Raw genomic sequence first — 24,916 nt, forward strand, 5'->3', positions numbered from 1 at the left:
ATCACATCCTGAACACGCCAAAGCGCGTCTCTTCGATCTCGGCGTTCATTGCGGCGGCTAAAGAAAGCCCCAGTACGTCGCGGGTCTGGAGTGGGTCGATGACGCCATCGTCCCAAAGCCTGGCGCTCGCGTAGGTCGGGTGGCCCTGGCGCTCGTACTGCTCGCGGGTCGGCGCTTTGAACGACTCTTCGTCCTCTGGCGACCACGCGCGGCCGTCACGCTCGTACTGCTCGCGCTTGACTTGGGCGAGCACGCCGGCGGCCTGCTCGCCGCCCATCACCGAAATACGCGCGTTGGGCCACATGAACAGCAAATTCGGGTCATAAGCGCGCCCACACATGCCGTAGTTGCCGGCGCCGAAGCTTCCGCCAATCAAGACGGTGAATTTGGGCACTTTGGCGCAGGCCACGGCGGTCACGAGTTTGGCGCCGTGCTTGGCGATACCTTCGTGCTCGTATTTCGAGCCCACCATGAACCCGGTAATGTTCTGCAGAAACAGCAGCGGTACCTTGCGCTGAGCGCAAAGTTCGATGAAGTGTGCGCCTTTCACCGCGCTTTCAGAGAAAAGCACCCCGTTGTTGGCCACGATTCCCACCGGGTGGCCGTGGATATGGGCAAAACCGGTCACCAGCGTGTCGCCATAGTAGCGCTTGAACTCGTCGAAATCGGAGCCATCGACGATGCGCCCGATCACCTCGCGCACATCGAAGGGCTTTTTGAGATCGACTCCCACGATGCCGTAAAGCTCGGCGGGGTCGAGTTTGGGCGGGGTTGGCGCCTTCATGGCAAGCTGGCCGCGCTTTTGCCAGTTGAGCCGGGCGATACAGTTACGGGCGAGCTGAAGGGCGTGCATATCGTTTTCGGCGTAATGATCCGCCACGCCGCTGACCTTGGCGTGAACATCGGCACCGCCCAGCGCTTCGGCGCTGATGCTCTCGCCAGTGGCCGCCTTGACCAGCGGCGGGCCGCCCAGAAAGATCGTGCCCTGTTCGCGCACGATGATCGACTCGTCCGCCATGGCCGGCACGTAGGCGCCGCCAGCGGTGCAGGAGCCCATCACGACGGCGATCTGCGGAATGCCCTCGGCGGACATCGTGGCCTGGTTGTAGAAGATGCGCCCGAAGTGGTCGCGATCCGGAAACACCTCGTCCTGGCGGGGCAGAAAGGCGCCGCCGGAGTCAACCAGATAGATACACGGCAGGCGGTGCTTGCGGGCGATCTCCTGAGCGCGCAGATGTTTTTTCACCGTCAGCGGAAAGTAAGTACCGCCCTTGACCGTGGCATCGTTGGCGACGATCACGCACTCCACGCCTTTAACGCGGCCGATGCCGGTCACCACGCCGGCAGCGGGGACCTCGCTTTCGTAAACCTTATGGGCGGCCAGCGCCGAGAACTCGAGAAAGGGCGCGCCTTCGTCGATCAAGTGATCGATGCGGTCGCGCACGAAGAGCTTCCCGCGGCTTTCGTGACGCTCCCGGGCGCTGGCACCGCCGCCCTGGGCGACGGTTTCTGTCAGCTCAAAGAGCGTGTCGACCTCGGCGCGCAGAGCGGCGTCGTTTTGCTGAAACAGGTCACTGCGCGGGTTGATCTGGGTAGTCAGTGTGCTCATCGCGCCCCCTTAGCGGCTTTCGCTGAACAGTTCGCGGCCGATCAGCATACGGCGAATCTCGCTGGTGCCGGCGCCTATCTCGTAGAGCTTGGCGTCGCGCAGCAGCCGCCCGGTGGGGTACTCGTTTATATAGCCGTTACCGCCGAGCAGTTGAATGGCGTCCAGCGCAACCTGCGTCGCTTTTTCGGCGCAGTAAAGAATGACGCCAGCGGCGTCCTTACGCGAGGTTTGGCCGCGATCACAGGCCGCAGCTACCGCGTACAGGTACGCCCGGCAGGCGTTGAGGGTGGTGTACATGTCCGCCACCTTGCCCTGAACGAGCTGGAACTCACCGATGGACTGCTCGAACTGTTTGCGCTCGTGAATGTAGGGCACGACCACGTCCATGGCCGCCTGCATGATGCCGATAGGCCCCGCGGCGAGCACTGTGCGCTCGTAATCGAGCCCGCTCATCAGCACCCGCACGCCCTTGCCGACTTCGCCGAGCACGTTCTCCTCGGGCACCTCGCAGTCCTGAAACACCAACTCGCAGGTATTGGAGCCGCGCATGCCCAGCTTGTCGAGCTTCTGCGCGGTGGAAAATCCCGGCATGCCTTTTTCGATCAAAAACGTGGTGATGCCTTTGGAGCCGGCGTCCGGGTCGGTCTTGGCGTAAACCACCAATACGTCCGCGTCCGGACCGTTGGTGATCCACATTTTGTTGCCGTTCAACACGTACTTGTCGCCGCGCTTCTCGGCGCGAAGCTTCATCGACACCACGTCTGAACCGGCACCGGGCTCGGACATGGCCAGCGCGCCGATATGCTCGCCGCTGATCAGTTTGGGCAGGTACTTCTCTTTCTGAGCGGCGCTTGCGTTACGCTTGATCTGATTGACACACAGATTGGAGTGAGCCCCAAACGAGAGGGCCACCGACGCGCTGGCTCTGGATATCTCCTCCATGGCGATGCAGTGGGCCAGATACCCCATGCCGCTGCCGCCATCCTCGTCCGACACGGTGATTCCCAAAAGCCCCATGTCGCCGAACTTCTGCCATAAATCATTGGGAAATTCGTTGTTTTTATCGATTTCCGCAGCGCGAGGGGCGATCTCACTGGCGGCGAAGGCATTGACCTCGCGGCGCAGCATGGTCATGTCCTCGTCCAGGCCGAAATCGAGTTCTGAGTAAAGAGAGTGCATGGTCGATCACCTAAAGTTGTTGAGTTGTTTATTCGCTAGGTGCTGGAAGTCGAGCCTAATAAAACGCTTGAGGTTGCTCATCCAGAGGCGCGGGCGCGCTCTTCGTCGGTCTGTTTTTGGTTGAGCTCCTCCAGGGCCTGCCGGCAGCGAATCTCGGCGCTTTCAAGCTCCAGCTGCACCATGGTGATGTCCTTCATCTGCTGCTCCAGCGCCGCCCGGCGCTCGCCGATCTTTTCCAGCATCAGGTGAAGCTGCTTTTCACTGCCGCGCCGGGTTTCATCCCAAAGCTCGAACAGCTCGCGAATTTCGGCAAGCGATAACCCCAAGCGCTTGCCGCGTAGCGTGAGCTTCAAGCGCACCCGGTCCTGGCTACTGTAGATGCGGGTCTGGCCTCGACGGGCGGGGCGCAGAAGCTCCTGATCTTCGTAAAAGCGAATGCTGCGCGTGGTGACATCGAACTCGGCGGCCAGCTCGCTGATCGAGTAGGTTTTGCTCATATCGTGATCTCTTGACGGCTGTTCTCATGAAGCTGTTTTCATGGAACCCTGATTGGCAGGCTAAAACAAGTTTACGTTAACGTAAAGATGTCTCTTTCGAAGCACAACTTCATGAGCGCTCATTAACTTGTTGTTAAATATAACGATCGGTAATTATTAGAAAAAAGCGTTATAACGTCTAGACCAAAGTGGTAATTGCTTTTAAGCAACGGGGGTTGCTAGTTTTCGGGTAACCTTACGTATAGGTAAAGATGTGATGCTCACTGGATGTCAGTGATCGTCGTATCGCAAACGGCCGGTATAACGACAACAGCGGCCAACCGTCACGAAAGCGAAGCGCCTGCTCAAAAGGCCATCGCCGGGCCATTACAAAAACAATAGCCAGAGGTCTTTGCCCAATGCAGACAGAGACGATCGACTCGATCGCAGTGCTGGAAACCCGCGGGCTCACCAAGTCCTTTCGCGGCTTCACTGCGGTGGATGACGTCAACCTGCGCGTGCAGGAGGGGCATATCCACGCGTTGATCGGCCCCAACGGTGCGGGTAAGACGACCGTTTTCAATTTGCTGACCAAATTTCTGGCGCCTACTCGCGGCGAAATACTCTACCGCGGCAAGCCCATCACGTCGCTCAAATCGAACCAGATCGCCCGCCAGGGGCTGGTGCGCTCGTTTCAGATTTCGGCGGTGTTCGCTCACATGACCGCGCTTGAGAACGTGCGCGTGGCGCTACAGCGCAGGCTAGGCACCTCGTTTCACTTTTGGAAGTCGGAGAAAACGCTTGAGCCGCTCAACGAGCGGGCGCTGGCGCTGCTCGATGAAGTAGGGCTTGCAGCCTACGCCGATACCCTGACCGTCGAGATGCCTTATGGGCGCAAACGGGCGCTGGAGGTGGCCACGACCCTGGCGCTGGATCCGGTCATGATGCTGCTGGATGAGCCCACCCAGGGCATGGGCGCCGAAGACGTCGATCGTATCGTCGAGCTGATCAAGCGGGTCTCGAAGGGGCGCACGGTGCTGATGGTCGAGCACAACCTTAGCGTAGTGAGCCGCCTTTGCGACCGGATCACGGTGCTGGCCCGCGGCGCGGTGCTGGCGGAAGGCGACTACCCAAGCGTGTCGAGTAACCCGCTGGTGCGCGAAGCCTACATGGGCAGCGACGCCGCCGAGACTTCCGACGAGAGGGCGAGTGCATGAGTACCGTCATTGATGAGGTGACCCGCGAACCCGTTGAAGGGCGCACTGCTTCGCGCACGCGAGACATTCTCAAGATTACCGATCTGCACGCCTTTTACGGCGAGTCGCACATTCTCCACGGGGTGAACGTCAACGTGAAGGAGGGCGAGCTGGTCACGCTTTTAGGCCGCAACGGCGCCGGGCGGAGTACGACGCTCAAGGCCATCATGAACATGGTGGGCCGGCGCACCGGGTCGATCGTGATCGGCGGGCAGGAAACGCTTGCCATGAAGCCTCACCACATTCCGCGCCTCGGCGTGGGTTACTGCCCGGAAGAGCGCGGCATCTTCGCAAGCCTCGACGTTCACGAAAATCTGCTGCTGCCGCCCACGGTCAGCTCCGGTGGCATGAGTCTGGACGCCATTTACGCGATGTTCCCGAACCTTTTTGAGCGGCGCAAAAGTCAGGGCACGCGGCTCTCCGGCGGTGAGCAGCAGATGCTCGCCATGGCGCGTATTTTGCGTACCGGCGCGCGCATTTTATTACTCGACGAGATCACCGAGGGGCTGGCGCCGGTCATAGTACAAGCGCTGGGTGAGGTGCTGGTCAAGCTCAAGGCCAGCGGCATGACCATCGTCCTCGTCGAGCAGAACTTTCGATTCGCCGCCCCTCTGGCGGATCGCCACTTCGTCATGGAGCACGGCGAGATCATCGAGGAGATCAGCGCCGCTGAGCTCTCGTCCAAACGCGAGCATCTCAACAAACTGCTGGGCGTGTGAATTTCCTGGATGCCAACCAAAGTGCAGGAGAACGAAGCAGAACCAAAACGAAGTATCGATAAACAAGGAGCATCGATAAAAAACAAGAAAACGCAGTAACCGTTAAACGTCCAACAACAACTCATAACAACTATTCATAACAACAAGGCCTCAGGCCCGGAGACGAACATGGCGCTTATCCAACAACTGCCGAGCAGGAAAACGCTGGTGTCGAGCATCGCCGTTGCGGTGGCATCGACCCTGACGTTTGCCGCCCATGCCGAGATCAGCGATAACGAGGTGCGCATTGGCTATCTGGCCGATATGTCCGGCACCTACCGCGATCTCGCCGGTCCAGGCGGTTTAACGGCCCTTGAAATGGCGGTGGAGGACTTTGGCGGCAGCGTCAACGGTTCGCCCATCGTGGTGTTCAGCGCCGACGATCGCAACAGCGCCGATGTGGGCGCCAATACCGTGCGCGGTTGGATCGACCAGCAAAACGTCGATATGGTCGGGGGGCTCGTTGCCTCGTCGGTCACTATCGCTGTGACCAAAGTGCTCGAGGAGAACGACCGGCTGGGGCTCGTCTCGGGCTCGGCGGCCTCCAGCGTCACCAACGAGCACTGCACGCCCAACCATATTCACTGGGTTTACGATACCTACCCGCTGGCCAACGGCACCGCCAAGGCGGTGGTCGAGCAGGGCGGCGACAGCTGGTTTCTGCTCACCGCGGATTACGCTTTCGGCCACGCCCTGGAAGCGGACGTAACTAGCGTGGTGGAAGCCAACGGTGGCGAGATCGTCGGCGGCGTGCGCCATCCGTTCCCCACCAGCGATTTCTCCTCCTACATTTTGCAGGCCCAGGGCTCCGGGGCGAAGATCGTCGGGCTTGCCAACGCCGGCGCCGATACGGTCAACGCCATTACGACCGCCAGCCAGTTCGGGCTGACGCAGTCCGGCCAGCAGCTGGCGGGGCTTTTGATCTTCTTGAACGACGTGCACGCGCTGGGTCTTGAGGCCACTCAGGACCTGCTGCTCACTACCGGCTGGTACTGGGACATGGATGACCAGGCCCGCGAGTGGGCACAGCGCTATTTCGACGAGGTGGGCAGCATGCCAACCATGGTGCAGGCGGGCATCTACTCGAGCACCATGCACTATCTGAAGGCCGTCGAGGCCGCCGGCACCGACGAGGCTCAGGCGGTGCGCGCGCAGATGGCGTCCCAGCCGATCAACGACTTCTTCGCCCGCAACGGGCGCATTCGCGAAGACGGCCGCATGGTGCACGACATGTATCTCGCTCAGGTGAAAACCCCGGATGAGTCCACCGGCGAGTGGGACCTTTACGAGATTCTAAGCACCATCCCCGCCGAAGAGGCCTACCGCCCGCTTTCCGAAAGCCAGTGCGATCTGGTACAGAACTGATCCTTGGCCGCCACGCGCGGGGCGGTGAGCCCGCCCCGCAGGGGAGATCGCAATGACGATGATATTCGGCGTGCCCATGGCGGTGTTCATGGGCCAGCTTACGCTGGGACTGGTCAACGGCGCCTTCTACGCGCTCTTGAGCCTAGGGCTGGCGGTGATCTTTGGGCTTTTGAAAATCGTCAACTTCGCCCACGGCGCGCAGTACATGCTGGGCGCCTTTGCCGCACTTCTTGCTTTTAACATTCTGGGCATTAACTACTGGCTGGCGCTGGTACTGGTACCGCTTACCGTAGGCGGGCTCAGCATGCTGATCGAGCGCTTTCTACTGCGGCGCATCGCGCATCTGGACCATTTGTACGGGCTACTTTTGACTTTCGGGTTGGCGCTGATTTTCGAGGGCACCCTGATCAACTGGTTTGGCGTGTCAGGGGCGCGCTATGCCACGCCGGAGATTCTGCAGGGCGGGCTGAATCTCGGTTTCATGTTTTTGCCTACCTACCGCGCTTGGGTGCTGGTCGCGGCACTCGCCATGTGCCTTTTTACCTGGTTCATGATCGAGCGAACGCGGCTGGGGGCGTACCTTCGCGCGGGCACCGAAAACTCCCAACTGATGCAGGCCTTTGGGGTGAACGTGCCGCTTTTGATCACGCTGACCTACGGTTTCGGCGTGGGGCTTGCTGCCTTTGCCGGCGTGCTGGCCGCGCCGCTGTACCCGGTTTCGCCGACCATGGGCTCGAGCCTTCTGATCGTGGTCTTCGCCGTGGTGGTCATTGGCGGGATGGGCTCGATTCTGGGCGCTATTTTAACCGGCTTGGGGATGGGGGTGATCGAAGGGCTCACCAAGGTGTACTACCCGGAAGCCGCCAACACAGTGATCTTTTTAGTGATGATACTGGTTCTCATGCTGCGCCCGGCCGGGCTTTTCGGAAAGGAGGCATAGCCATGTCGGATTCACAGGTAGTGGGCGCGCCGGGCATTGCGGCAAAAAGAGAGCGCCGGGCCGGTCAGCGTCGGGCGATATTGTATATCGCGCTGATCGCGGTAGGGCTGGTAGCGCCATTTTTAGCCTATCCGGTCTTTCTGATGAAGATTCTCTGCTTTGCGCTGTTTGCCTGCGCCTTCAATTTATTGTTGGGCTACGCCGGTCTTTTATCCTTTGGACACGCCGCGTTTTTGGCCAGCGGCGGCTATGTAACCGGATACCTTTTGGCAAGTTACCCGGGGCTTACGCCGGAGCTTGGCGTTTTGGCGGGGACGCTTGCGGCCACACTGCTTGGATGTCTGTTCGGCGTGCTCTCGATTCGCCGCCAGGGCATCTATTTCGCCATGGTGACGCTAGCGCTGGCACAGCTGATGTTCTTCGTATTCATTCAGGCGCCGTTTACCGGCGGCGAAGATGGCCTTCACGGCGTGCCGCGAGGCGAGCTCTTTGGGCTGATCAGCCTGCAGAGCAACCTGGCGATGTACTACTTCGTGTTCGCGGTCTTTCTACTTGGCTTTGCGCTCATTCAGCGCACCGTGCACTCGCCGTTTGGTCAGGTGCTCAAGGCGATTCGCGAAAACGAGCCGAGGGCGGTGTCGCTTGGCTATAATGTGGACGCCTACAAGCTTCTGGCGTTCGTGCTCTCGGCCGGGCTTGCCGGACTCGCCGGGGCGACCAAGACGGTGGTGTTCCAGCTTGCTTCGCTCACCGACGCCCACTGGCATATGTCCGGCGAGGTGATTTTGATGACGCTTCTGGGAGGTGTGGGCACGCTACTGGGGCCGCTAGCGGGCGCCTCGCTGGTAGTCAGTCTTCAGCATCTGCTGGCGCAGTCGCCGCTGGGTAACTGGGTCAGCGTGATTCTTGGCGCTATCTTCGTGCTCTGCGTGATGAGCTTTCGAAGCGGCATCGTCGGCGAGCTGGCAACGCTTTATCGCAAGAACTTCAAGTAACCAGCCTGTCATTGAAAGGCGCCTCCGGGCGTCTTTTTTTATCGGCCGGGATTTTATAGGGCCGGTCGTCTACGCCAAAGGTTCTAAGGGCCAGGCGTTGCGCGCGCCGGGTTTAAAATATAAGTTAACGTTAACGTCAATTTGCGTGACCCCTAATAAATAACGACAACACGCGAGGCGGGGCGCCAGCGGCGCTCGGTCTCGATGGAGGCTTCGCCATGAATTTCGAGCTAAGCGACGACCAGGTAGCCTTTGCCGAGTTGGCCAAGGGCTTTGCCGACAAGGAGCTTGCGCCCAACGCCGCCGAGTGGGACCGCGAGGCGCACTTTCCCGTCGATGTGATCAAGCGCGCCGGGGAGCTTGGCTTTTGCTCGCTCTACGCGCCGGAAAGCGTTGGTGGGCTTGCGCTATCGCGGCTGGATGCGAGCATCATCTTCGAGCAGCTTTCGATGGGCTGCACCTCGACCACCGCTTATCTCACCATTCACAACATGGTCACCTGGATGCTGGCAAGCTTTGGCCAAGCGGACGTCGTCGAGCAGTGGGGGCCGCGACTCGCCACCGGCGAGCTTCTGGGATCGTACTGCCTGACCGAGCCCGGTGCAGGGTCGGATGCCGCCTCACTCAAGACCACCGCCAAACGCGACGGCGACGACTACGTGCTCAGTGGCAGCAAGATGTTCATCTCCGGCGCCGGCAGCACCGATTTTCTGGTCGTGATGGCGCGTACCGGGGGTGAAGGCGCCGGCGGTGTTTCCGCCTTCGCCGTGGATGCCAAAACCGATGGCATAAGCTACGGGCGCAAGGAGGACAAGATGGGCTGGAACAGCCAGCCCACCCGCATGGTGAGCTTCGACGACGTACGCGTGCCGGCCAACCACCTGCTGGGCCGTGAAGGCGATGGCTTCAAGATCGCGATGAAGGGCCTGGACGGTGGGCGCATCAACATTGCCACCTGCTCGGTCGGTACCGCTCAGCGCGCGATCAACGAGGCGCGCGACTACCTGCGCGAGCGCAAGCAGTTCGGCAAGCCCCTGGCGGAGTTTCAGGCGCTGCAGTTTCGCCTTGCCGATATGGTTACCGAGCTGGTCGCCGCGCGCCAGTTGGTGCACATGGCCGCGACCAAGCTCGACGCCGGCCACGCGGATGCGCCGACCTACTGCGCCATGGCCAAGCGATTTGCCACCGACGTGGGATTCAAGGTGTGTGACGAGGCGCTGCAGCTTTTTGGCGGCAACGGCTACATCAAGGAGTACCCGATGGAGCGCTTCGTGCGCGACACGCGGGTTCACCGCATTCTGGAAGGCTCCAACGAAATCATGCGCCTGATCATTGCTCGCCGGGCATTGGCCGAGGGCGCCAGCGAGCTATAGTGAAGGTGACGCTTACACCAATGCCCATGCGCGGCGATTCACACCATAAGGATACCTTGATGAGTAGCGTACTGTTTAACGAGCACGCCACCGACGATGGCCATATCGTGGGCGAAATCACGCTCAACGCCGAGCGCTCGCTTAACGCCCTGACGCTCGAGATGATCGAGCTGATGCGCCCGCAGCTGGCCGCCTGGCAGGACGACGCGCGGGTCGTTGCCATCGTGCTCGACAGCGCCGGCGACAAGGCCTTCTGCGCCGGGGGCGACGTGGTGAGCCTGTACAAATCGATTACCGGCGAGCAGGACCCGGACTTTCCCGAGCGTTTTTTCGAAAGCGAATATCGCCTCGATTATGAGCTTCATACTTACCCCAAACCGATCGTCTGCTGGGGCAGCGGTATCGTCATGGGCGGTGGGATGGGGTTGCTCAGCGCCTGCAGTCACCGCGTGGTGACCGAAACATCAAGACTTGCCATGCCCGAAGTCACCATCGGCCTCTACCCGGACGTCGGCGCGAGCTGGTTTTTGAACCGCCTGCCGGTCGGTACCGGGCGCTTTCTTGCCATGACCGGAAGCCCGATCAACGCGGTGGATGCGCTACACCTGGGTCTGGCCGATCGCTGCATCAAAAGCGACCAGTATCAAGCGCTGATGACCTCTCTAACCCGGGCGCGCTGGCAGCAGGAGGGCACTATCGACGCCCAAGGCGTGGTTAATCGAACGCTGCGCGAGCTGGAGCAGGCCTCGAAAGACACTTTCGCCGAGCTCGACACGCCGGTACTCAACGCCACGCCCTTGATTCGTGAGCTGATGGATCACGACACTACCGAGCAGATCGTGGCCGCGATTTTGGCCGTTGAAAGCGAGGACAGCTGGTTCAGCCGCGCCCAGAAAACGCTGGCCCACGGAAGTCCGGTGTCGATCGCGTTGATCGACGAGCAGCTCAAACGGGCGAAGTACATGTCGCTGGCCGAGGTGTTTCGCTCGGAGCTTGCGCTGTCGGTGCAGTGCTGCCGTCACAAGGAGTTTCCCGAAGGCGTGCGCGCGCTGTTGGTCGACAAGGACGGCTCGCCGGCCTGGAGCTATCCCGACGTCGCCTCGGTCGAACAGTTCTTTATCGATGAGCTTTTAGCCTCGCCTTGGGAAACGAGCCCGCTGGAGACGCTGGGCTAGCGCTCGTCTCGCGTTAACCAGTCACTTTTTAACCGCCCGGTTTCAATAACAAGGACAATCACCATGACCACGATCGCATTCATCGGTTTGGGTAACATGGGCGGCCCCATGGCCGCCAATTTGGCGAAGGCCGGCTTCGACGTGCACGCCTTCGATCTCAGCCAGGAAGCGCTGGCAAGCGCCAAATCCCACGGCTGCGAAGTCGCTGCTTCGGCGGCAGATGCCGCCCGCGGCGCCGACATCGTGATCTCCATGCTGCCCGCCGGCCAGCACGTACGTGCGCTGTTCGTCGATGGCGAGACGCCGCTTGGCGATATTATCGAGCAGGGCGCGCTGGTCATCGACTCGTCGACCATCGACGCCGAAAGCGCGCGCGAAGTCGCTGCGGCGCTGGAGCAGAAGGGGATCAGCTTCATCGACGCGCCGGTATCCGGCGGGGTAGGCGGCGCCCAGGCAGGCACGCTGACCTTTATCGTGGGCGGTAGCGAAGAGCAGTTCAGCCGGGCCAAGCCGGTGCTCGATGTGATGGGCAAGAATATCTTTCACGCCGGCGAGCACGGCGCAGGGCAGGTGGCCAAGGCGTGCAACAACATGATGCTGGCGATTTTAATGGCCGGCACCTGCGAGGCGATCAACATGGGCGTGAAAAACGGCCTCGACCCCGCGGTGCTCTCGGAGATCATGAAGCAAAGCTCCGGCGGCAACTGGGCGCTGAACGTCTATAACCCGTACCCTGGCGTGATGGAAAACGCGCCGGCATCAAACAACTACCAGGGCGGCTTTCTGACCGATCTGATGGTCAAGGATCTGGGCTTGGCCATGGATATCAGTCAGCAAAGCGCTTCGCCGGTACCGATGGGCTCCGCCGCCCGGGCCCTGTTTACGCTGCACAAGGCAAACGGCCACGGCCGGCTCGATTTTTCCAGCCTGATGACGTTTTATCGGGACAAGAAAAATGGGCAGTGAGCGGGCGGCCTTGCCACTTAGCTGAACGAGCACCAAACTGGGTTTTTAGAACCCACTAACGAAGGATCGCCATGATTACGCTTTGGGGCCGCGACAACTCCACGAACGTCAAAAAAGTGCGCTGGGTGCTCGAAGAGCTCGACATCGCTTACGACCAGGTTCAGGCAGGGCTCCAGCACGGCGTGAACGATACGCCAGCGTATCAGGCCATGAATCCAAATGCGCTGGTGCCGACACTGAAGGATGACACCACCGACAGCGTGCTGTGGGAGTCCAATACCATCGTGCGCTATCTGGCCGCCCAGTACGGCGAGGGCAAGCTTTGGATCGATGAGCCTGCCAGGCGCGCCCAAGCCGAAAAGTGGATGGACTGGGCCAACACGCGGCTAAGCCCGGCACACCGCGTCATGCTGATGGGCTATGTTCGCACCCCGCCGGAAGCGCGCGATTTGCAAACGCTGGAGGAGGGCACCGCGGCCTGCGAGGAGCTCTTCGCGCTTTTGGACGATGCGTTGGAACGTCAAACTTGGGTCTCCGGCGACGCGTTCGGCTTGGCCGATATCGCCGTGGCGCCTTTTGTTTACAACCTTTGGAACTGCGGCCTTACCTGGAATCCGCGCACCCATCTGGAGCGCTGGTACCAAACGCTGACCGAGCGGCCCGCGTTCCAAAAAGTGGTGATGATTCCCGTTAGCTAAGTAGCCTGCCCGCGCTCCAGCGCGGGCACTGAACATGACCGCTTGGCTAAAAGCGCGCTTCCATTTCGGCCAGCTTCTCGTTCAGCGCTATCAAAACCGGCACTGACAAGCCGTGTTGCCGAGCGGCCGCGATCAGCGGCCCCAGGATCGCCGCCCGTTCCGTGGGCCGGCCGGCCTCGACATCCTGCAGCATCGACGCCTTGTTGCTCGCTGTGCCCTCGATCACCCCCCAGACCAGTGCCCGCCAGCTATCCTGCTCATTACTCCCAACCGGCGCTGCGATGTTCTCCAGCGCCATGATGGCCGCGACTTCGCTGATCACTGCTTCGACTTGACGGGCATAAGCCGCTCCACGCAGCTCGCCATTGCGTATTCCGTGAATGGCCACCAGGGGATTAATCGCCGCGTTCACTGCCAGCTTCTGCCAGAGCCGGCGGCGAATGTCGTCGACCGCTGTGGCCTGGAGCCCAGCGCGATCAAGCCGTGCTGCCAGCGCGTGCGCGAAAGCGGCGTGGCGATCGTTCAGGTCGCCGATGAAGGTCTGCCCACGACCGGCGTGAACGATACGGTCATCACCCATGACATACGCGCCTTCCGTTGTGGTTGCGCACAGCACCGGGCCGGTCCATCGATCGGTGAGTTTAGGCTGCGTTAGAAAGCCGTTTTGCCAAAGCACCAGCGCCGTTGTAGAGGGTAGCAGCGAAGCGATGCTATCCAGTGCCGCTTCAGCGGCCATGGCTTTGGTCGTGAGATGGACGTGAGATGGCGATGCCGCTGCACTGTCGGCGAGCTTGGATGCCGTTATGGTTTTGAGGCAGTGTACGCGTGTTATCCCAGTGGACGTTATAATGACCTGACGCTTGGTCAGGCAGCGGCGAGAAATGAGCGTAGTGGGAACATGAGCGTTTAATAAGTGCGCGAGTAGCCTTCCGATAGCACCGGGCCCAACGATCCAATGGTCATCAGTCATGGGTATGAATCCCTGAATAAATCCAGAAAATCCGTCTCTTTGGGGCGTTAATAACAAACCGCGACGTTAGAGTTCGCTTCGATGTTTTGCTCAACCTGACTCGACGACATCAGCACCCATCGTGTTACGCCGTTCCCGTATCTGCCTACCCCAGCGGCGCTATCAAACATTGATAGGCAAATAAAAGGTGAGATCGAAATGCTCATCTTGCTCGAGAAACTGGTTCTTTCGATAGTGCACGAAAGCCGGAGTCGTTTTAGCTCTAAAACCGGAGGCGGGGAGCCAGTGGTCCAGAATTTTACTGATATAGGGCAGAAGTTCGCCATAGCCACCGGTTAAATCAAAAGCTGCGTGAAGTCCACCTGGAATGCGCATACTGTTGACCAACCCTCTTCTTAGCACAGGTGTATCGATAGCAAGGCAGGCGACGTAACGGCACTTCTCCAGCGAAACCCACGCAGGATTCGAGTGGTGTAGTCCCAGTTGCATATCGAAAGGGCGTCCCTCGGCGGCAGCCCATACTTTCAATGTTTGCCATGACTGACGAATGCTTCTGCTGTAACCCAAATGACGTACGTAAGCGACGGGCCGGTCGGGTAGTTCCACCAGGTTAGGGATAGGCAAAATAGCCGTTTGCAACCTCTTATATGCCGCTTCGATCTCAGGATCGGTCGAGTACGACGCTGACATCTTGCTGCGATCGTATGTTCTCCATCGCCCCGGCGTCATTTCAAAATGGGCCTTGAAAGCTTTACTAAACGAAGAGAGTGATGAAAAGCCGCACTGTTCCGCGACCTCAATGATAGGACGTTTAAGGTCGAACATGAGCTGGTTTGCCGCCTGCTCTAATCGTGTTCGTCTTACATAATGATGGACCGACTCACCTACTACCGCATGAAAGGTACGATGAAAGTGTTGTTCGGAATACGCGGCAATGCTGGCCAAAAAACGTCCCGAAAGTTCAGCGGACGTATCTCGATGAATTTCGTATACCACATCATTGATGCGGGAAATCTGCTGCGCAGTGGGCATATCAGATCACTTTGAAAGCATGAATGGACAAAATTTTTAGCACAGGTGAACAATAAAGGTATCACAAATCGACATCTTTGATTTTTTGCGTGCGTTTAACATGGTTTTAAAAAGGAGATTCACCATGCAAACGGCCAAACGTTTAGAGCGTATTCAACCCTCTTTTATCAGAGATATTCTCTCAGCCGCCTCGGAAATCAATATCCTCTCGTTAGCAGGCGGATTACCCGCCTCGGACCATTTCCCCTTGGCGCTGATGGCAAACCCCATGGCCCAGCTCGCTCATGATCCAACGCTGTTTCAATATGGCGAGACCCAAGGGTACGGGCCACTTCTGAGTCATCTAAAAGAGCACTATTCGATCAGCGAAATGCATCGCATGTTAATATGCAGTGGCTCCCAGCAAGGGCTTGATCTGATTGCTCGGGCCTTTTTGAATCCGGGTGAAGGCGTTGCCATGGAGGCGCCGGGTTATCCTGGAGCTTTGCAGGTATTTGCACTGTCGGGTGGCATGATTCACTCGGTAGCACAGAACGTGAACGGGCCCGATATCGCCATGCTGGAGACCCTATTCGCATCCAAAAAAGTAAAGATGTTTTATGCCGTACCGGATTTCCATAATCCGACCGGCGTGAGTTGGACTTTGGAAATAAGGCAGAAAGTGGCGACTCTGTGCCGTCAATACGATATAGCCCTTGTCGAAGATGCCCCTTACCGTGAGTTACGTTTTACCGGTGATCACTTGCCAATGGTTTCATCGTTTTGTCCAGAGCGTGCGCTGGTGTTGCGCTCATTTTCGAAAATCGCGACGCCCGGGATACGCTTGGGCATGCTGAGTGCGCCTGCTCAATGGTTATCAGCATTGTTGAAAGTGAAGCAGGCCGCCGATCTGCATTCAGGTGTGCCGATGCAATCTCTATTGTTGAGCCTGCTTTCCAACCCCGAATTTCCGTCTTATATAAAAAGACTTTGCCAATGCTATGGAGAGCGCTATCAAGCCCTTGCCAACGCGCTTGAAAGCTACCTGGGAGGCGCTTTCGAATTTGCATCTGTTCAGGGCGGTATGTTTATTTGGCTTAGAATTCCAGGCGGGGACCCCCTCGATATTGCCAAACGCGCGCTATCAAAAGGTGTTGCTGTCGTGCCCGGTAATGCTTTTTACCATGACGATTTTTTGCCTTCTGAAGCCGCATTGAGACTGAATTTTAGCCATGCCTGCCCCAGCACGCTCAGAGAAGCGGTGCGCCGCTTAGCGACGCTACTGGTATAAAGTATCTGTCGTGAGTGAGATGTCTATCGGGCATGAGTGCGTTTAACGCTTTCAAAAAATTCCATTGTTTCAGGAAGTTCAACTGAGATCGTTGGAGAAACGCTGTATCGCGTCCACGACTTGCTTGGCGCCTTCCTGAATTTCCAGAATGACGCTGCCCGCTTGGCCTGCAAGCTCCAGCCCTTGCTCCGCTTCCTCCCGGGTGTTGAGCATCTGACGCGTGACGTCGTCGGACAACCGCTGGTTTTTTTCTACCACGCCGCCGATTTCCACCGTGGCGGCGCTGGTGCTGGCCGCCAGTTTTCGTACTGCATCGGCAACGACCGCGAACCCGCGCCCCTGTTCGCCAGCCCGAGCGGCTTCGATGGCCGCATTGATCGCTAATAGGTTGGTCTGTACCGCAATGCCGCTGATCGTTTGGACGATGGCGTTTATCTGTACGGACTGCTGGCTCAGCGCTTCGATGCTTTCATTAGCGGTTTGCATTTCTGCGGCGATTTGACGCATGGTATCGACGGTTTGCTGCACGACGGTTGCGCCTTTCTTGGCACTGACATCGGTTTTCTGTGACACATCAAACGCCAAGGTGGCGCCTTCGCGTACCTGGACTTCTCGCGCCACCTGGTCGGTGACGACGCTGGCAAACTTCACCACTTTACACAGATGGCCATCGGCGTTGTAAACCGGGTTATAGCTGGCTTCCAGCCACACTTCATTGCCCCGGCTATCGAGTCGTTTGAAGCGGTCCGACACGTATTCACCGCTATTGAGCTTTTGCCAGAAGCCTTCGTACTCTGGCGATTCCACCACGTCTTTGGGGCAGAACATGCGGTGGTGGCGGCCGGCGATATTTTCCAGCCGGTAGCCTGTTGCCTGCAAAAACTGCTCGTTGGCAGTAATGATGGTGCCATCAAGGTTGAATTGGATCACGGCGGTAGATCGAAGCAGCGCCGCAATGAAGGATTCACTCTCCTTGGCACCTTCGACTTTCTGCGTGACTTCGCGCCCGTAACCCTGCACGAAAGAGAGCTTGCCGCTTCTTTTGCGTATCGGCAGCCAGTCGATATTCAGCCAAATGAGCGAGCCGCTGGCATGCAGGTAGCGATAGTTGTCATTGACGGGTTCGAGCGCGTCAATGGCCTTGTTAAAATCTCGAAAGCATGGCAGCTCGGTGACGTAGGTCGGCAGAAAGTCTTTCATCGGCTTTCCCAACAGCTGCTCGCGCTTGTAACCCAAGGCACTGGCAAAGCTCTGATTAAGAGCTGCAATACATAGGTTGGCGTCCAGCGTAATGGATAGCATGCCCCGCTCCATCTGGTCCTGGATCTGACGAAGCGTTGCGACCCCTCTACGCTGATTTTTGTGTTTTTTCTTGAGACGAAGATTAAACATCAACAGACTCCGAGTAGCGATATCGTTAGCTATCGGCTGAGGTGCTCGGCGCTTGAGCGTTAGCCTTTTAAATGCCTTGATGTACTGGCCAGATGGTCTGGTCTGTCGGGCGCGCCACGCTAAAAAATGCCCGTATGATCCAATCGCGCAAGCAAAAAACCTAAAGAGTTTTGTATGCCCACCATACCCTTACTCATTATCGCTTTATTCTTTTTTCTCGGCGGTATCGCTCACTTCGCCTTGACCGATTTCTTCATTCTGGCTATGCCGGATTATCTGGGGTACCACCGGGAGCTGGTGCTCATCAGCGGTGTCTTCGAGCTGTTGGGCGCCGTGGGCATTCTGGTTCCATCAACTAGAAAGCTGGCGGGGTGGGGGCTGATCGCGCTGATGGTGGCGGTGTTTCCCGCCAATGTTCATATGGCGCTACACCCCGAGGCGTTTCCCTCCATTCCCGTGTGGCTTCTTTATGCTCGCTTACCGCTGCAGGCGCTGTTGATCGCGTTCGTCTGGTGGGCTATCCATCGTAAAACTGCAGAACTTGCACCTTGAGGTGCGCTCGACTCATCTGCCCAATGAGCTATCCTGCTGGTTTTACGTTTAGGAAAAGTTGAGCGATGACCCACGCCACCATATCGCAGCAAGGCACCCTCCACTGCTTCCCCGCCGGGCTTCGCGACGAGCGGGGCGCACTTGTCAATGTGGAAGTGTCTGCCGTGCTGTTTGACGGTAAACGCCTGATTCTGGCCAGCGACAAACCGATCCCCGGCGCAGAGCGCTCGGCAGTATTCTCTGTCGCCATGGCCGACAACGGCCCGGACGATGGCCAGTTGGAGTACTTTACCGCGCCGCTGATCAAGCGTGCGATCAAGTACGAGGACATGTCGCTGACCGCCGATGGCCAACATGTGCTTGCCACCACCGGGTTCGATCGTATCGACGGCGAAAGCCACGACCTCAATGACTATAACCACCTGTTGGTCTGGCCACTGGGCCAGCCGGAAAAGGTGCAGGCGGTGGACCCGGACCCACGCGACGGGGTCGAGGGCTCGCTCGAGCTTCGTATGAAATTGAACGACGCTATCGGCTTTCCCTACTACAAGATCGAAGGGCTCGCGGCGGTGCCCGGGGAGCAGGGCGAGGGGCTTCTACTGTTCGGCATTCGGGAGCAGGGCCAAGCCTTCGATGACTTCAGCTACGTGAGCCGCATCGTCGGCGCCCACTACCGAATCGACGAGAACGCCAATCTGGTGTTCACCGATAAGATGCGCGAATACTACGCTTTCGAGCCAGGCCATCATCCAGCGGTCCGCTACGATTGCGGTCTATCGAGCCTGGAGTACGACCCCTACCATCAGCGGGTTTTTTTGCTGAACAGTTTTGAAGTGGTGGAAGACGGTCAGGAGCGAATCGGTGGTTATCTTTGGAGCGTTAGCCTCGAGGAGTTCTACGCAGGCAAGCCGCCGACGCTGGTGACGAAGCCTTCCGGCGAGACGCTGGAGTTCGAGCACAAGGCCGAGGGGCTCGCGGTGCTGGATCGTGATCGACTGTTCGTCGCCTACGATAACGACCGATACTTTGGGCTTGGGAGCGTCGATGAGCGTGACGAACGCCACGCCTGCGAAGCTCCCTATACCATGCTGAAACTAACGTGAGTCGGCGCTTTTGTAGGATGGGGAAACGCGTGTTGGGCGCGCCGCTGTTGGCAGTGTTTGTGCTTCTGGCCGGCTGCGATGAAACGCCGACCGGGCGCTCTCGGCTGGCGCTGGTGCCACAGACCATGATGGCACAGATGGGCCAGCAGTCCTTCGATGAGCTTCAAAGCAATAACGCGATCAGCCACAACGAGGCCGCCAACCGTTTGGTTCAGTGCGTGACCCGCCATGTCGTGGCCGGCGCTGAAGCCAGCTACCCCGAGCTTGCGTTCCCCGAGCGCTGGGAGGTCGTAGTGTTCGAGGAGGCCTCGCCCAACGCTTTCGCGCTGCCCGGCGGGCGTATCGGCGTGCATAGCGGTTTGCTGGACGTGGCCGAAACGCCGGGACAGCTGGCCGCCGTCATTGGCCACGAGGTCGCCCACGTGCTGGCAGATCACGGCAACGAGCGTTTGACTCAGGAGCTTGGAATAAAGGCGGGGCTTTTGGTGGTGGGCATGCTCGGTGAGGGCGATATGGGCAATCATCAGCTCATGCAGGCGCTGGGCATTGGTGCCCAGCTTGGAATTACGCTGCCGTTTAGCCGCACCCACGAGGAAGAGGCCGACCGCATGGGGCTAATCATCATGGCTCGCGCCGGGTTCGACCCGAGTGAAAGCGTTGCGCTTTGGCGCAATATGGCCAATGTGGGTGGCGACCAGCCGCCGGAGCTTCTTTCCACGCACCCGGCGCACCAGTCGCGTATTCGCGCGCTCGAGCTGCAGCTGGACGACACCCGCAGCGTCTACCGATCGGTACCCCCCGCTAACTGCTCAAGTTAAGACGAATGACGGCGAGCTGGGCGGCCGGCGCTGGCGAAGTCGCGCGAGTGCGTTACGCTAAAAGCGCAGCTTTGCTTCCGGCGTAGCGACGCTCGAACGACTCCTATAGATTCAGCCAGAAGGTGCCAGGATGGCCAACGATTCCCCAAAAGATCGCCCAGTACCCGGCGCAGCGCCGCTCCACTCCGTCGCTTGCGGCTCGCATCGGCTATTGATGGCCGCGGTCGAGCGCGACAGCGGCTGTCTGGAAACCGGGCGGTATCTGATCAGTTTTCGCGACGGAATGCTCGACGAGGGCATCGAAACGCTCAAGGCATGCCAGTTCAGGGTAGCGGATGCTCGGGATTTCGACGCTCAGGCGGTCAATCTGGAAGAGGCCGGAGACGCCGAGGCGATGATTTTCCCCGAACTTGGCGTGGTATTGCTCGGCGGCGACGCGCTGGAAAGTCGCGGTATGAGTATTCATGACGATGCGTTCAAATGCCCCGCCATCGAGATCATCGAGCCCGAGTACTTCGCTTTTGCGGAGAATTCCGAGTACCTGCGTGGTTTCCTGAGTGCGGCCAACGCCATCGCGCGAGACCTGGGCGCTGACCGGCCCGAGTGCGATGGGGACGACGACGCCCCGATCAAAAAGGATATTACCTGGGGGCTTTCGCGCTGCAAGGTGGCCAAAAGCCGCTTTAGCGGGGCGAGTATCAAGGTGGCGGTGCTGGACACCGGTATGGATCTCAATCATCCGGATTTCGCCGGTCGCACGGTCGAAAGCCGCTCTTTCGTCGGCGAGCCGGTGCAGGACATGAACGGCCACGGCACCCACTGTATCGGCACCGCGACGGGGCCGCGAAAAGCCGCGGGCAAAACGCCGGGCTATGGCGTGGCGTTCGAGGCGGCCATTTTCGCTGGTAAGGTACTCACCAACGCCGGTGGCAGCACCGGCGGCAGCGTGCTGGCGGGCATGAACTGGGCGGTGGCGAATCGCTGCGAGGTGATCTCGATGTCGCTAGGTAGCCAAAGCCCGGTACAGGCGGCCTACACCCGGGCGGGTGCGGCGGCGCTCGAAAAAGGGTTGCTGGTGATCGCGGCGTCCGGCAACGACAACGCCCCGACCGGAGCGCCGGCGAATTCGCCGACCATTTTCTCGGTCGGCTCGCTCGATCCAGGCCTCGCGCGCTCGAACTTTTCCAACGTCGGCAAGGTCGAGATCGCAGCTCCTGGGCGCGATGTGTTTTCCGCCTGGCCGCGGCCGGTCAACTACAAGACCATCAGCGGCACCAGCATGGCCACGCCCCACGTGGCCGGCTGCGCCGCACTGTGGGCGCAGTCCGACGCCTCGCTTCGCGGCAGGAAGCTTTGGCGGCGGCTGATCGAATCGGCACAATCGCTGCCGTTAAGCGAGGAAGAGGTGGGTGCCGGGCTGGTTCAGGCGCCTTGAATCAAGCGAGCGTCGGCAAAGCGCTTTGCATGTTAGCGCCTTGCCGACCATCAACGGAGAGTCCCCGTGGCAAGAATCGAGCTTTGGATCGTCACCGTTGCCAGCGGCTGCTCGGTCGGTGAACTTGCCGACCGGCTCAGCCGCGAAGGTTTGTCGGTGCGCGAGCGAATGGAAGAGATCGGCTGCATTACCGGCGAAGCTGATAGCGCCACTGCCGAGCGCCTCAAGCACATCGATGGCGTGGAGGATGTCGCCCCCGATATCCCGTTCGATCTCGGCCCAATGGACGCCGACACCCGCCGGTAGGCCACCTTTACAAGGAAACACCGCATGACCCACGATTGGCTCGCCTTTGCCAAGTCGCTTCGCTCCATCGCCCAAACGGGCCAGACCTATACGACCAACAAGTACGAGCTGGAACGCTACCGCCAGCTCGAAACGCTGACCAATCAAATGTTCGCGGTGCTGGGCGACGTGCCCGTCGAGAAGATCGAAAATCTGATTATTCCGGACAAGGGCTACGCTACGCCTAAGGTAGATGTGCGCGGCGCGGTGTTCGATGAGCAAAATCGAGTGCTGTTAGTACGCGAGATCAAGGATGGGCTCTGGACGCTGCCCGGCGGCTGGGCGGATGTCAACGAAAGCCCGAGTGAAGGCGTGTTGAAAGAGATTCTCGAGGAGTCCGGCTACCGGGCGAGCCACCCAAGACTCGCGATGCTCAAGGACCGAAGCCTCCACCCGTACGCCTACTACTCGCCGGATCACATCTACAAGCTGTTTTACGTTTGCACCCTGGAAGGCGGCGCGTTTGCTGCCAACAACGAGACCGACGCCGCGGACTTCTTCCCCCTCGACGCACTGCCGCCGCTCTCTGAGGGCCGCACGCTGCCCGTCGATATCCACGAGTGCTGGGCCTTTGCTAGCTCCAACGCGGCAGGAATTTATAGCGACTAGGCGTGACGGCCGCGCTTTAGCTTTTCCGATACGTCGAAATGGATTCAAAACGTATTTAGCGCCCTTTTAAAGGAGTTAAAAGCTGGATGTCTTGAAGTCCATCTTCGTTTGGGCATCCCCCAGATCCCAGAAGAGACCCGCCGCCATGGCAAGCCCTTCTTGGACGATACTCTCGAGCAGGTGCTCGTTCGGCGCGTGCTGATTGCACGCCGGATAGGAGTGGGGCAGCCAGACCGTGGGAAGACCCAGGACGTCGGAAAAGCAGTGATTGGGGATCGTGCCGCCCAGGTTGGGCAGAATGTGTACCTGGCCCTTCAGGCTTTGCTCGGCGGACGCGGCCACAAAGCCAACCCAAGGGTGGCTCGGGTCCAGGCGGGTAGCGGCGTAGCCGCCCAGCATCTCGAGGGCGATCTCCTCGAAGCCTAACCGATCCAGATGCGCTCTCAGGTTGGCCTCGACGGCCTGCCAGTCGGTGCCTTTCACGAAGCGAAGTTGGAGCACGGCCTCGGCGCGCTCCGGCACCGCGCCGACGGGTTTGTCGGTGCGCCCGGCACTAAGCCCCAGAATCTCGAGCGTGTTGGCACCATAAAGCCGCTCGCCGTCGGTGAGCGACGTCTCCCCCCAGGCCGGGTTGATAGTCGGGTCCAGCGCGCCACCGCCAACGGGCAGATCGCGAATCAGTCGCGCGACGTCGTCGCTGATCGTTGGCGCCTTGAGAAAATCGACGAGCACTTTACCTCGCTGGGAGACGAGGGTGGCCAGGGCGTTGCTCAATACCGCCGCCGGGTTGGTGATCACGCCGCCCCAATTGCCGGAATGGCGGCCGCCGTTGCCAGTATCCAGCGTGAGCTTGAGCTGTAAAACGCCGCGAGAGCCGAGAAAGAGCGTGGGCATGTCGTCGCGAATGCGCGGGCCGTCAGAGGCGAGAAACAGGTCTGATGAAAGCGCGTCACGGTAGAGCCGGCAGGTCTCTTCGAGCCCGGGGGAGCCGATCTCTTCGCTCATTTCAAACAGCATCTTTACGTTGTAGCCAAGCGTGCCGCCGCGCGCCTCGATCACCGCCTCGAGGGCAGCGAGATTGACGCTGTGCTGACCCTTGTTGTCGGCGGTGCCGCGCCCGTACACGTGGCCATCGACGAAAGTGAGCGTCCAGGGGTCGAGACCCTCACGCCAGGTGCTTTCCTGGCCATCGGTGACATCGCCGTGGCCGTATAGCAGCAGCGTCGGCAGCGACACGTCCTCGATACGCTCGCCGATCAACAACGGCGGCAGGCCCTCTTTCGGGTTGGGAATGCGCCGGCAGGTGAATCCAAGACGGCTCAATAGCGGCTCGATCTCGTCATCCAGGTAGGCCGCCAGCGTCGCTTCACACTCCGCATCCTGGCTCACCGTGCGCATGGCAACGCGCTGTGTCAGCGCGTCATAAAACTCACCGCTGGAGAGCGTTTCAAGCGCTAGGTCGATGGCGTGTTGTCGGGTGGCGTGCGCGGTCGTCATGAGGCCCTCGTCGTGCTTGGCAGATAAGTGGTTCGAGCGTATCGTTTGCCCTGATTTGCGGCAATTAATAAAATATCAATCAACGTTTCTATTTTTTGGAAATGAGGGCGCCGATCTGGCGCGCTTTTCACGGCGCCTGCCTTGCAGAGGAACACCCGGAGACAGCCATGCAGGAACTCAATTTGCGGTACTTTCAAAGCGTGGCGAGAACCGGGTCGCTGTCGGCGGCGGCACAGGAGCTTCACGTTGCGGTGTCAGCGGTCAGCCGCCAGATCACCAATCTGGAGCAGCGTCTGGAACTCACGCTGTTCAACCGCCAGCCTCGGGGCATGGCGCTGACCGAGGCGGGCAAGCTGCTTCAGGCTTACGCGCTTCGCAACCAGCTCGAACTCGAAAGCGTAGTGGATCAGATGCGGAGTGCGACGGCCCGGCAGCGACAGACCATTCGCGTGGCCTGCCCGGACGGCATGGCCTGGCACTTTCTGCCTAGCGTCATTTCCCGCTTCATTTTCGATGATCCGGAAATCGGCTTTGATCTTCAGGTGGTGGAGTCCGCCCGCGCCTCCGAGCTGGTCAAGCAGGGCAGTGTCGATATCGCGCTGACTTTCAGCCTGTCGGTGGATATCGGCGTGCAGGTGGTCTCGAGCCACAGCGCGGCGATCGGTGCGCTGATGAGAAACGATCACCCGCTGGCGGCTTTTGAAGCGCTGGAGATGAAGGACCTGGCCGACTATCCGCTGACCGTGTCTGACACCGGATCGACGGTGCGCTATTTGTTCGACGTGGCGTGCAGCCTCTCCGGTGTCAAGCTCCACCCGAGCATTGCCTGTAATACCCTGGGCGTGACCTACACCGCAGTTAGCGAACATCAGAACATGGTAGGGCTTTGCAGCGCGATGTCGGTCAGTGGGCGCGTTCAAAAGGCAGGGCTTGTCCATATTCCGTTCAAGGAGCCTCAACTGGCACAGCGCAGCCTGCAGCTACAGGTCATGGCGGATCGCCGCCTGCCCGAGCACATCGAGCGATTTCTGGGCATCCTTACCGCGAGGCTGATCGAAGCAGAAAAAACCGCTTTCGCCGGGAATGGCGAAAGCGGTGTGTGA

At 59.6% G+C, this 24,916-nt stretch carries 24 protein-coding genes; 17 read left to right on the top strand and 7 right to left on the bottom strand.

The features are described from left to right. Nucleotide 1: 1 nt before the first annotated feature. The 3 genes from MQW23_RS12755 to MQW23_RS12765 form a co-directional block, all read right to left on the bottom strand. The gene (locus MQW23_RS12755; RefSeq protein ID WP_252108584.1) at nucleotides 2-1,609 is read right to left on the bottom strand and encodes a carboxyl transferase domain-containing protein; all 1,608 of its coding nucleotides are present in this window, start codon (nucleotides 1,607-1,609) and stop codon (nucleotides 2-4) included. Between the two features lie 9 nt (nucleotides 1,610-1,618). Continuing rightward, nucleotides 1,619-2,788, bottom strand: a complete 1,170-nt coding sequence (locus MQW23_RS12760; protein WP_252108585.1) for an isovaleryl-CoA dehydrogenase — start codon at nucleotides 2,786-2,788, stop codon at nucleotides 1,619-1,621. Nucleotides 2,789-2,865: 77 nt separating this feature from the next. Next, nucleotides 2,866-3,285: a MerR family transcriptional regulator gene (locus MQW23_RS12765; RefSeq protein WP_252108586.1), complete on the bottom strand. Its 420-nt coding sequence runs from the start codon at nucleotides 3,283-3,285 to the stop codon at nucleotides 2,866-2,868. Between the two features lie 398 nt (nucleotides 3,286-3,683). On the opposite strand from MQW23_RS12765, the gene MQW23_RS12770 reads away from it, so the two are divergent. The 9 genes from MQW23_RS12770 to MQW23_RS12810 all read left to right on the top strand — a co-directional run bounded on the left by MQW23_RS12770 (nucleotide 3,684) and on the right by MQW23_RS12810 (nucleotide 12,790). Continuing rightward, nucleotides 3,684-4,481 (top strand): ABC transporter ATP-binding protein, encoded by a 798-nt coding sequence (locus tag MQW23_RS12770; protein WP_252108587.1) that lies wholly within the window; start codon nucleotides 3,684-3,686, stop codon nucleotides 4,479-4,481. Continuing rightward, on the top strand, nucleotides 4,478-5,239 hold the full coding sequence (locus MQW23_RS12775; protein ID WP_252108588.1) for an ABC transporter ATP-binding protein: 762 nt from the start codon (nucleotides 4,478-4,480) through the stop codon (nucleotides 5,237-5,239). Before MQW23_RS12770 ends, MQW23_RS12775 begins: the two co-directional genes overlap by 4 nt. Nucleotides 5,240-5,407: 168 nt before the next feature. Continuing rightward, entirely contained in the window at nucleotides 5,408-6,643 is a 1,236-nt protein-coding gene (locus tag MQW23_RS12780) for an ABC transporter substrate-binding protein (RefSeq protein WP_252108589.1), read from the top strand. 52 nt (nucleotides 6,644-6,695) lie between these two features. Further along, complete coding sequence (locus tag MQW23_RS12785; RefSeq protein WP_252108590.1) at nucleotides 6,696-7,583, top strand: branched-chain amino acid ABC transporter permease; 888 nt, start codon at nucleotides 6,696-6,698, stop codon at nucleotides 7,581-7,583. Between the two features lie 2 nt (nucleotides 7,584-7,585). Then, nucleotides 7,586-8,578 carry a branched-chain amino acid ABC transporter permease gene (locus tag MQW23_RS12790; protein ID WP_252108591.1) on the top strand — a complete coding sequence of 331 codons (993 nt, stop codon included), beginning with the start codon at nucleotides 7,586-7,588 and terminating at the stop codon, nucleotides 8,576-8,578. Nucleotides 8,579-8,796: 218 nt separating this feature from the next. After that, on the top strand, nucleotides 8,797-9,951 hold the full coding sequence (locus MQW23_RS12795; protein ID WP_252108592.1) for an acyl-CoA dehydrogenase family protein: 1,155 nt from the start codon (nucleotides 8,797-8,799) through the stop codon (nucleotides 9,949-9,951). Nucleotides 9,952-10,010: 59 nt separating this feature from the next. After that, nucleotides 10,011-11,126 carry an enoyl-CoA hydratase/isomerase family protein gene (locus MQW23_RS12800; RefSeq protein WP_252108593.1) on the top strand — a complete coding sequence of 372 codons (1,116 nt, stop codon included), beginning with the start codon at nucleotides 10,011-10,013 and terminating at the stop codon, nucleotides 11,124-11,126. 45 nt (nucleotides 11,127-11,171) lie between these two features. Then, the gene (mmsB, locus tag MQW23_RS12805; RefSeq protein ID WP_264297494.1) at nucleotides 11,172-12,092 is read left to right on the top strand and encodes a 3-hydroxyisobutyrate dehydrogenase; all 921 of its coding nucleotides are present in this window, start codon (nucleotides 11,172-11,174) and stop codon (nucleotides 12,090-12,092) included. A 71-nt stretch (nucleotides 12,093-12,163) separates the two neighbouring features. Continuing rightward, a complete protein-coding gene (locus MQW23_RS12810) occupies nucleotides 12,164-12,790 on the top strand; it encodes a glutathione S-transferase family protein (protein WP_252108595.1) in 627 nt (208 codons plus the stop codon). 46 nt (nucleotides 12,791-12,836) lie between these two features. Here MQW23_RS12810 and MQW23_RS12815 read toward each other — a convergent pair whose 3' ends face one another. Together MQW23_RS12815 and MQW23_RS12820 are read right to left on the bottom strand one after the other, a co-directional pair. Continuing rightward, nucleotides 12,837-13,760, bottom strand: coding sequence for a ketopantoate reductase family protein (locus MQW23_RS12815; protein WP_252108596.1), 924 nt, complete (start codon nucleotides 13,758-13,760; stop codon nucleotides 12,837-12,839). A 162-nt stretch (nucleotides 13,761-13,922) separates the two neighbouring features. Next, on the bottom strand, nucleotides 13,923-14,792 hold the full coding sequence (locus tag MQW23_RS12820) for an AraC family transcriptional regulator (RefSeq protein WP_252108597.1): 870 nt from the start codon (nucleotides 14,790-14,792) through the stop codon (nucleotides 13,923-13,925). A 124-nt stretch (nucleotides 14,793-14,916) separates the two neighbouring features. Here MQW23_RS12820 and MQW23_RS12825 point away from each other — a divergent pair, with 124 nt between their 5' ends. Then, nucleotides 14,917-16,062, top strand: a complete 1,146-nt coding sequence (locus tag MQW23_RS12825; protein WP_252108598.1) for an aminotransferase-like domain-containing protein — start codon at nucleotides 14,917-14,919, stop codon at nucleotides 16,060-16,062. Between the two features lie 78 nt (nucleotides 16,063-16,140). Here MQW23_RS12825 and MQW23_RS12830 read toward each other — a convergent pair whose 3' ends face one another. Further along, nucleotides 16,141-17,454, bottom strand: a complete 1,314-nt coding sequence (locus MQW23_RS12830) for a methyl-accepting chemotaxis protein (RefSeq protein WP_264297491.1) — start codon at nucleotides 17,452-17,454, stop codon at nucleotides 16,141-16,143. Between the two features lie 174 nt (nucleotides 17,455-17,628). On the opposite strand from MQW23_RS12830, the gene MQW23_RS12835 reads away from it, so the two are divergent. From MQW23_RS12835 to MQW23_RS12860, 6 genes are all read left to right on the top strand, one after another. Further along, the gene (locus MQW23_RS12835; RefSeq protein ID WP_252108600.1) at nucleotides 17,629-18,006 is read left to right on the top strand and encodes a DoxX family protein; all 378 of its coding nucleotides are present in this window, start codon (nucleotides 17,629-17,631) and stop codon (nucleotides 18,004-18,006) included. A gap of 65 nt (nucleotides 18,007-18,071) precedes the next feature. Next, complete coding sequence (locus MQW23_RS12840; protein ID WP_252108601.1) at nucleotides 18,072-19,109, top strand: hypothetical protein; 1,038 nt, start codon at nucleotides 18,072-18,074, stop codon at nucleotides 19,107-19,109. Between the two features lie 29 nt (nucleotides 19,110-19,138). Continuing rightward, the gene (locus MQW23_RS12845) at nucleotides 19,139-19,927 is read left to right on the top strand and encodes a M48 family metallopeptidase (protein WP_442908607.1); all 789 of its coding nucleotides are present in this window, start codon (nucleotides 19,139-19,141) and stop codon (nucleotides 19,925-19,927) included. 130 nt (nucleotides 19,928-20,057) lie between these two features. Then, on the top strand, nucleotides 20,058-21,362 hold the full coding sequence (locus MQW23_RS12850; protein WP_252108603.1) for a S8 family serine peptidase: 1,305 nt from the start codon (nucleotides 20,058-20,060) through the stop codon (nucleotides 21,360-21,362). A 66-nt stretch (nucleotides 21,363-21,428) separates the two neighbouring features. Then, nucleotides 21,429-21,668: a hypothetical protein gene (locus tag MQW23_RS12855; RefSeq protein WP_252108604.1), complete on the top strand. Its 240-nt coding sequence runs from the start codon at nucleotides 21,429-21,431 to the stop codon at nucleotides 21,666-21,668. Nucleotides 21,669-21,692: 24 nt separating this feature from the next. Continuing rightward, nucleotides 21,693-22,316 (top strand): NUDIX hydrolase, encoded by a 624-nt coding sequence (locus tag MQW23_RS12860; RefSeq protein WP_252108605.1) that lies wholly within the window; start codon nucleotides 21,693-21,695, stop codon nucleotides 22,314-22,316. Nucleotides 22,317-22,391: 75 nt separating this feature from the next. On the opposite strand, the gene MQW23_RS12865 is transcribed toward MQW23_RS12860, so the two are convergent. Continuing rightward, nucleotides 22,392-23,813 (bottom strand): M20 family metallopeptidase, encoded by a 1,422-nt coding sequence (locus MQW23_RS12865; protein ID WP_252108606.1) that lies wholly within the window; start codon nucleotides 23,811-23,813, stop codon nucleotides 22,392-22,394. 167 nt (nucleotides 23,814-23,980) lie between these two features. Between MQW23_RS12865 and MQW23_RS12870 the strand changes: the two genes are divergently transcribed. Next, nucleotides 23,981-24,916, top strand: coding sequence for a LysR family transcriptional regulator (locus tag MQW23_RS12870; protein ID WP_252108607.1), 936 nt, complete (start codon nucleotides 23,981-23,983; stop codon nucleotides 24,914-24,916).

This window comes from Halomonas sp. S3-1-1 (assembly GCF_023757625.1).
Classification (GTDB): domain Bacteria; phylum Pseudomonadota; class Gammaproteobacteria; order Pseudomonadales; family Halomonadaceae; genus Vreelandella.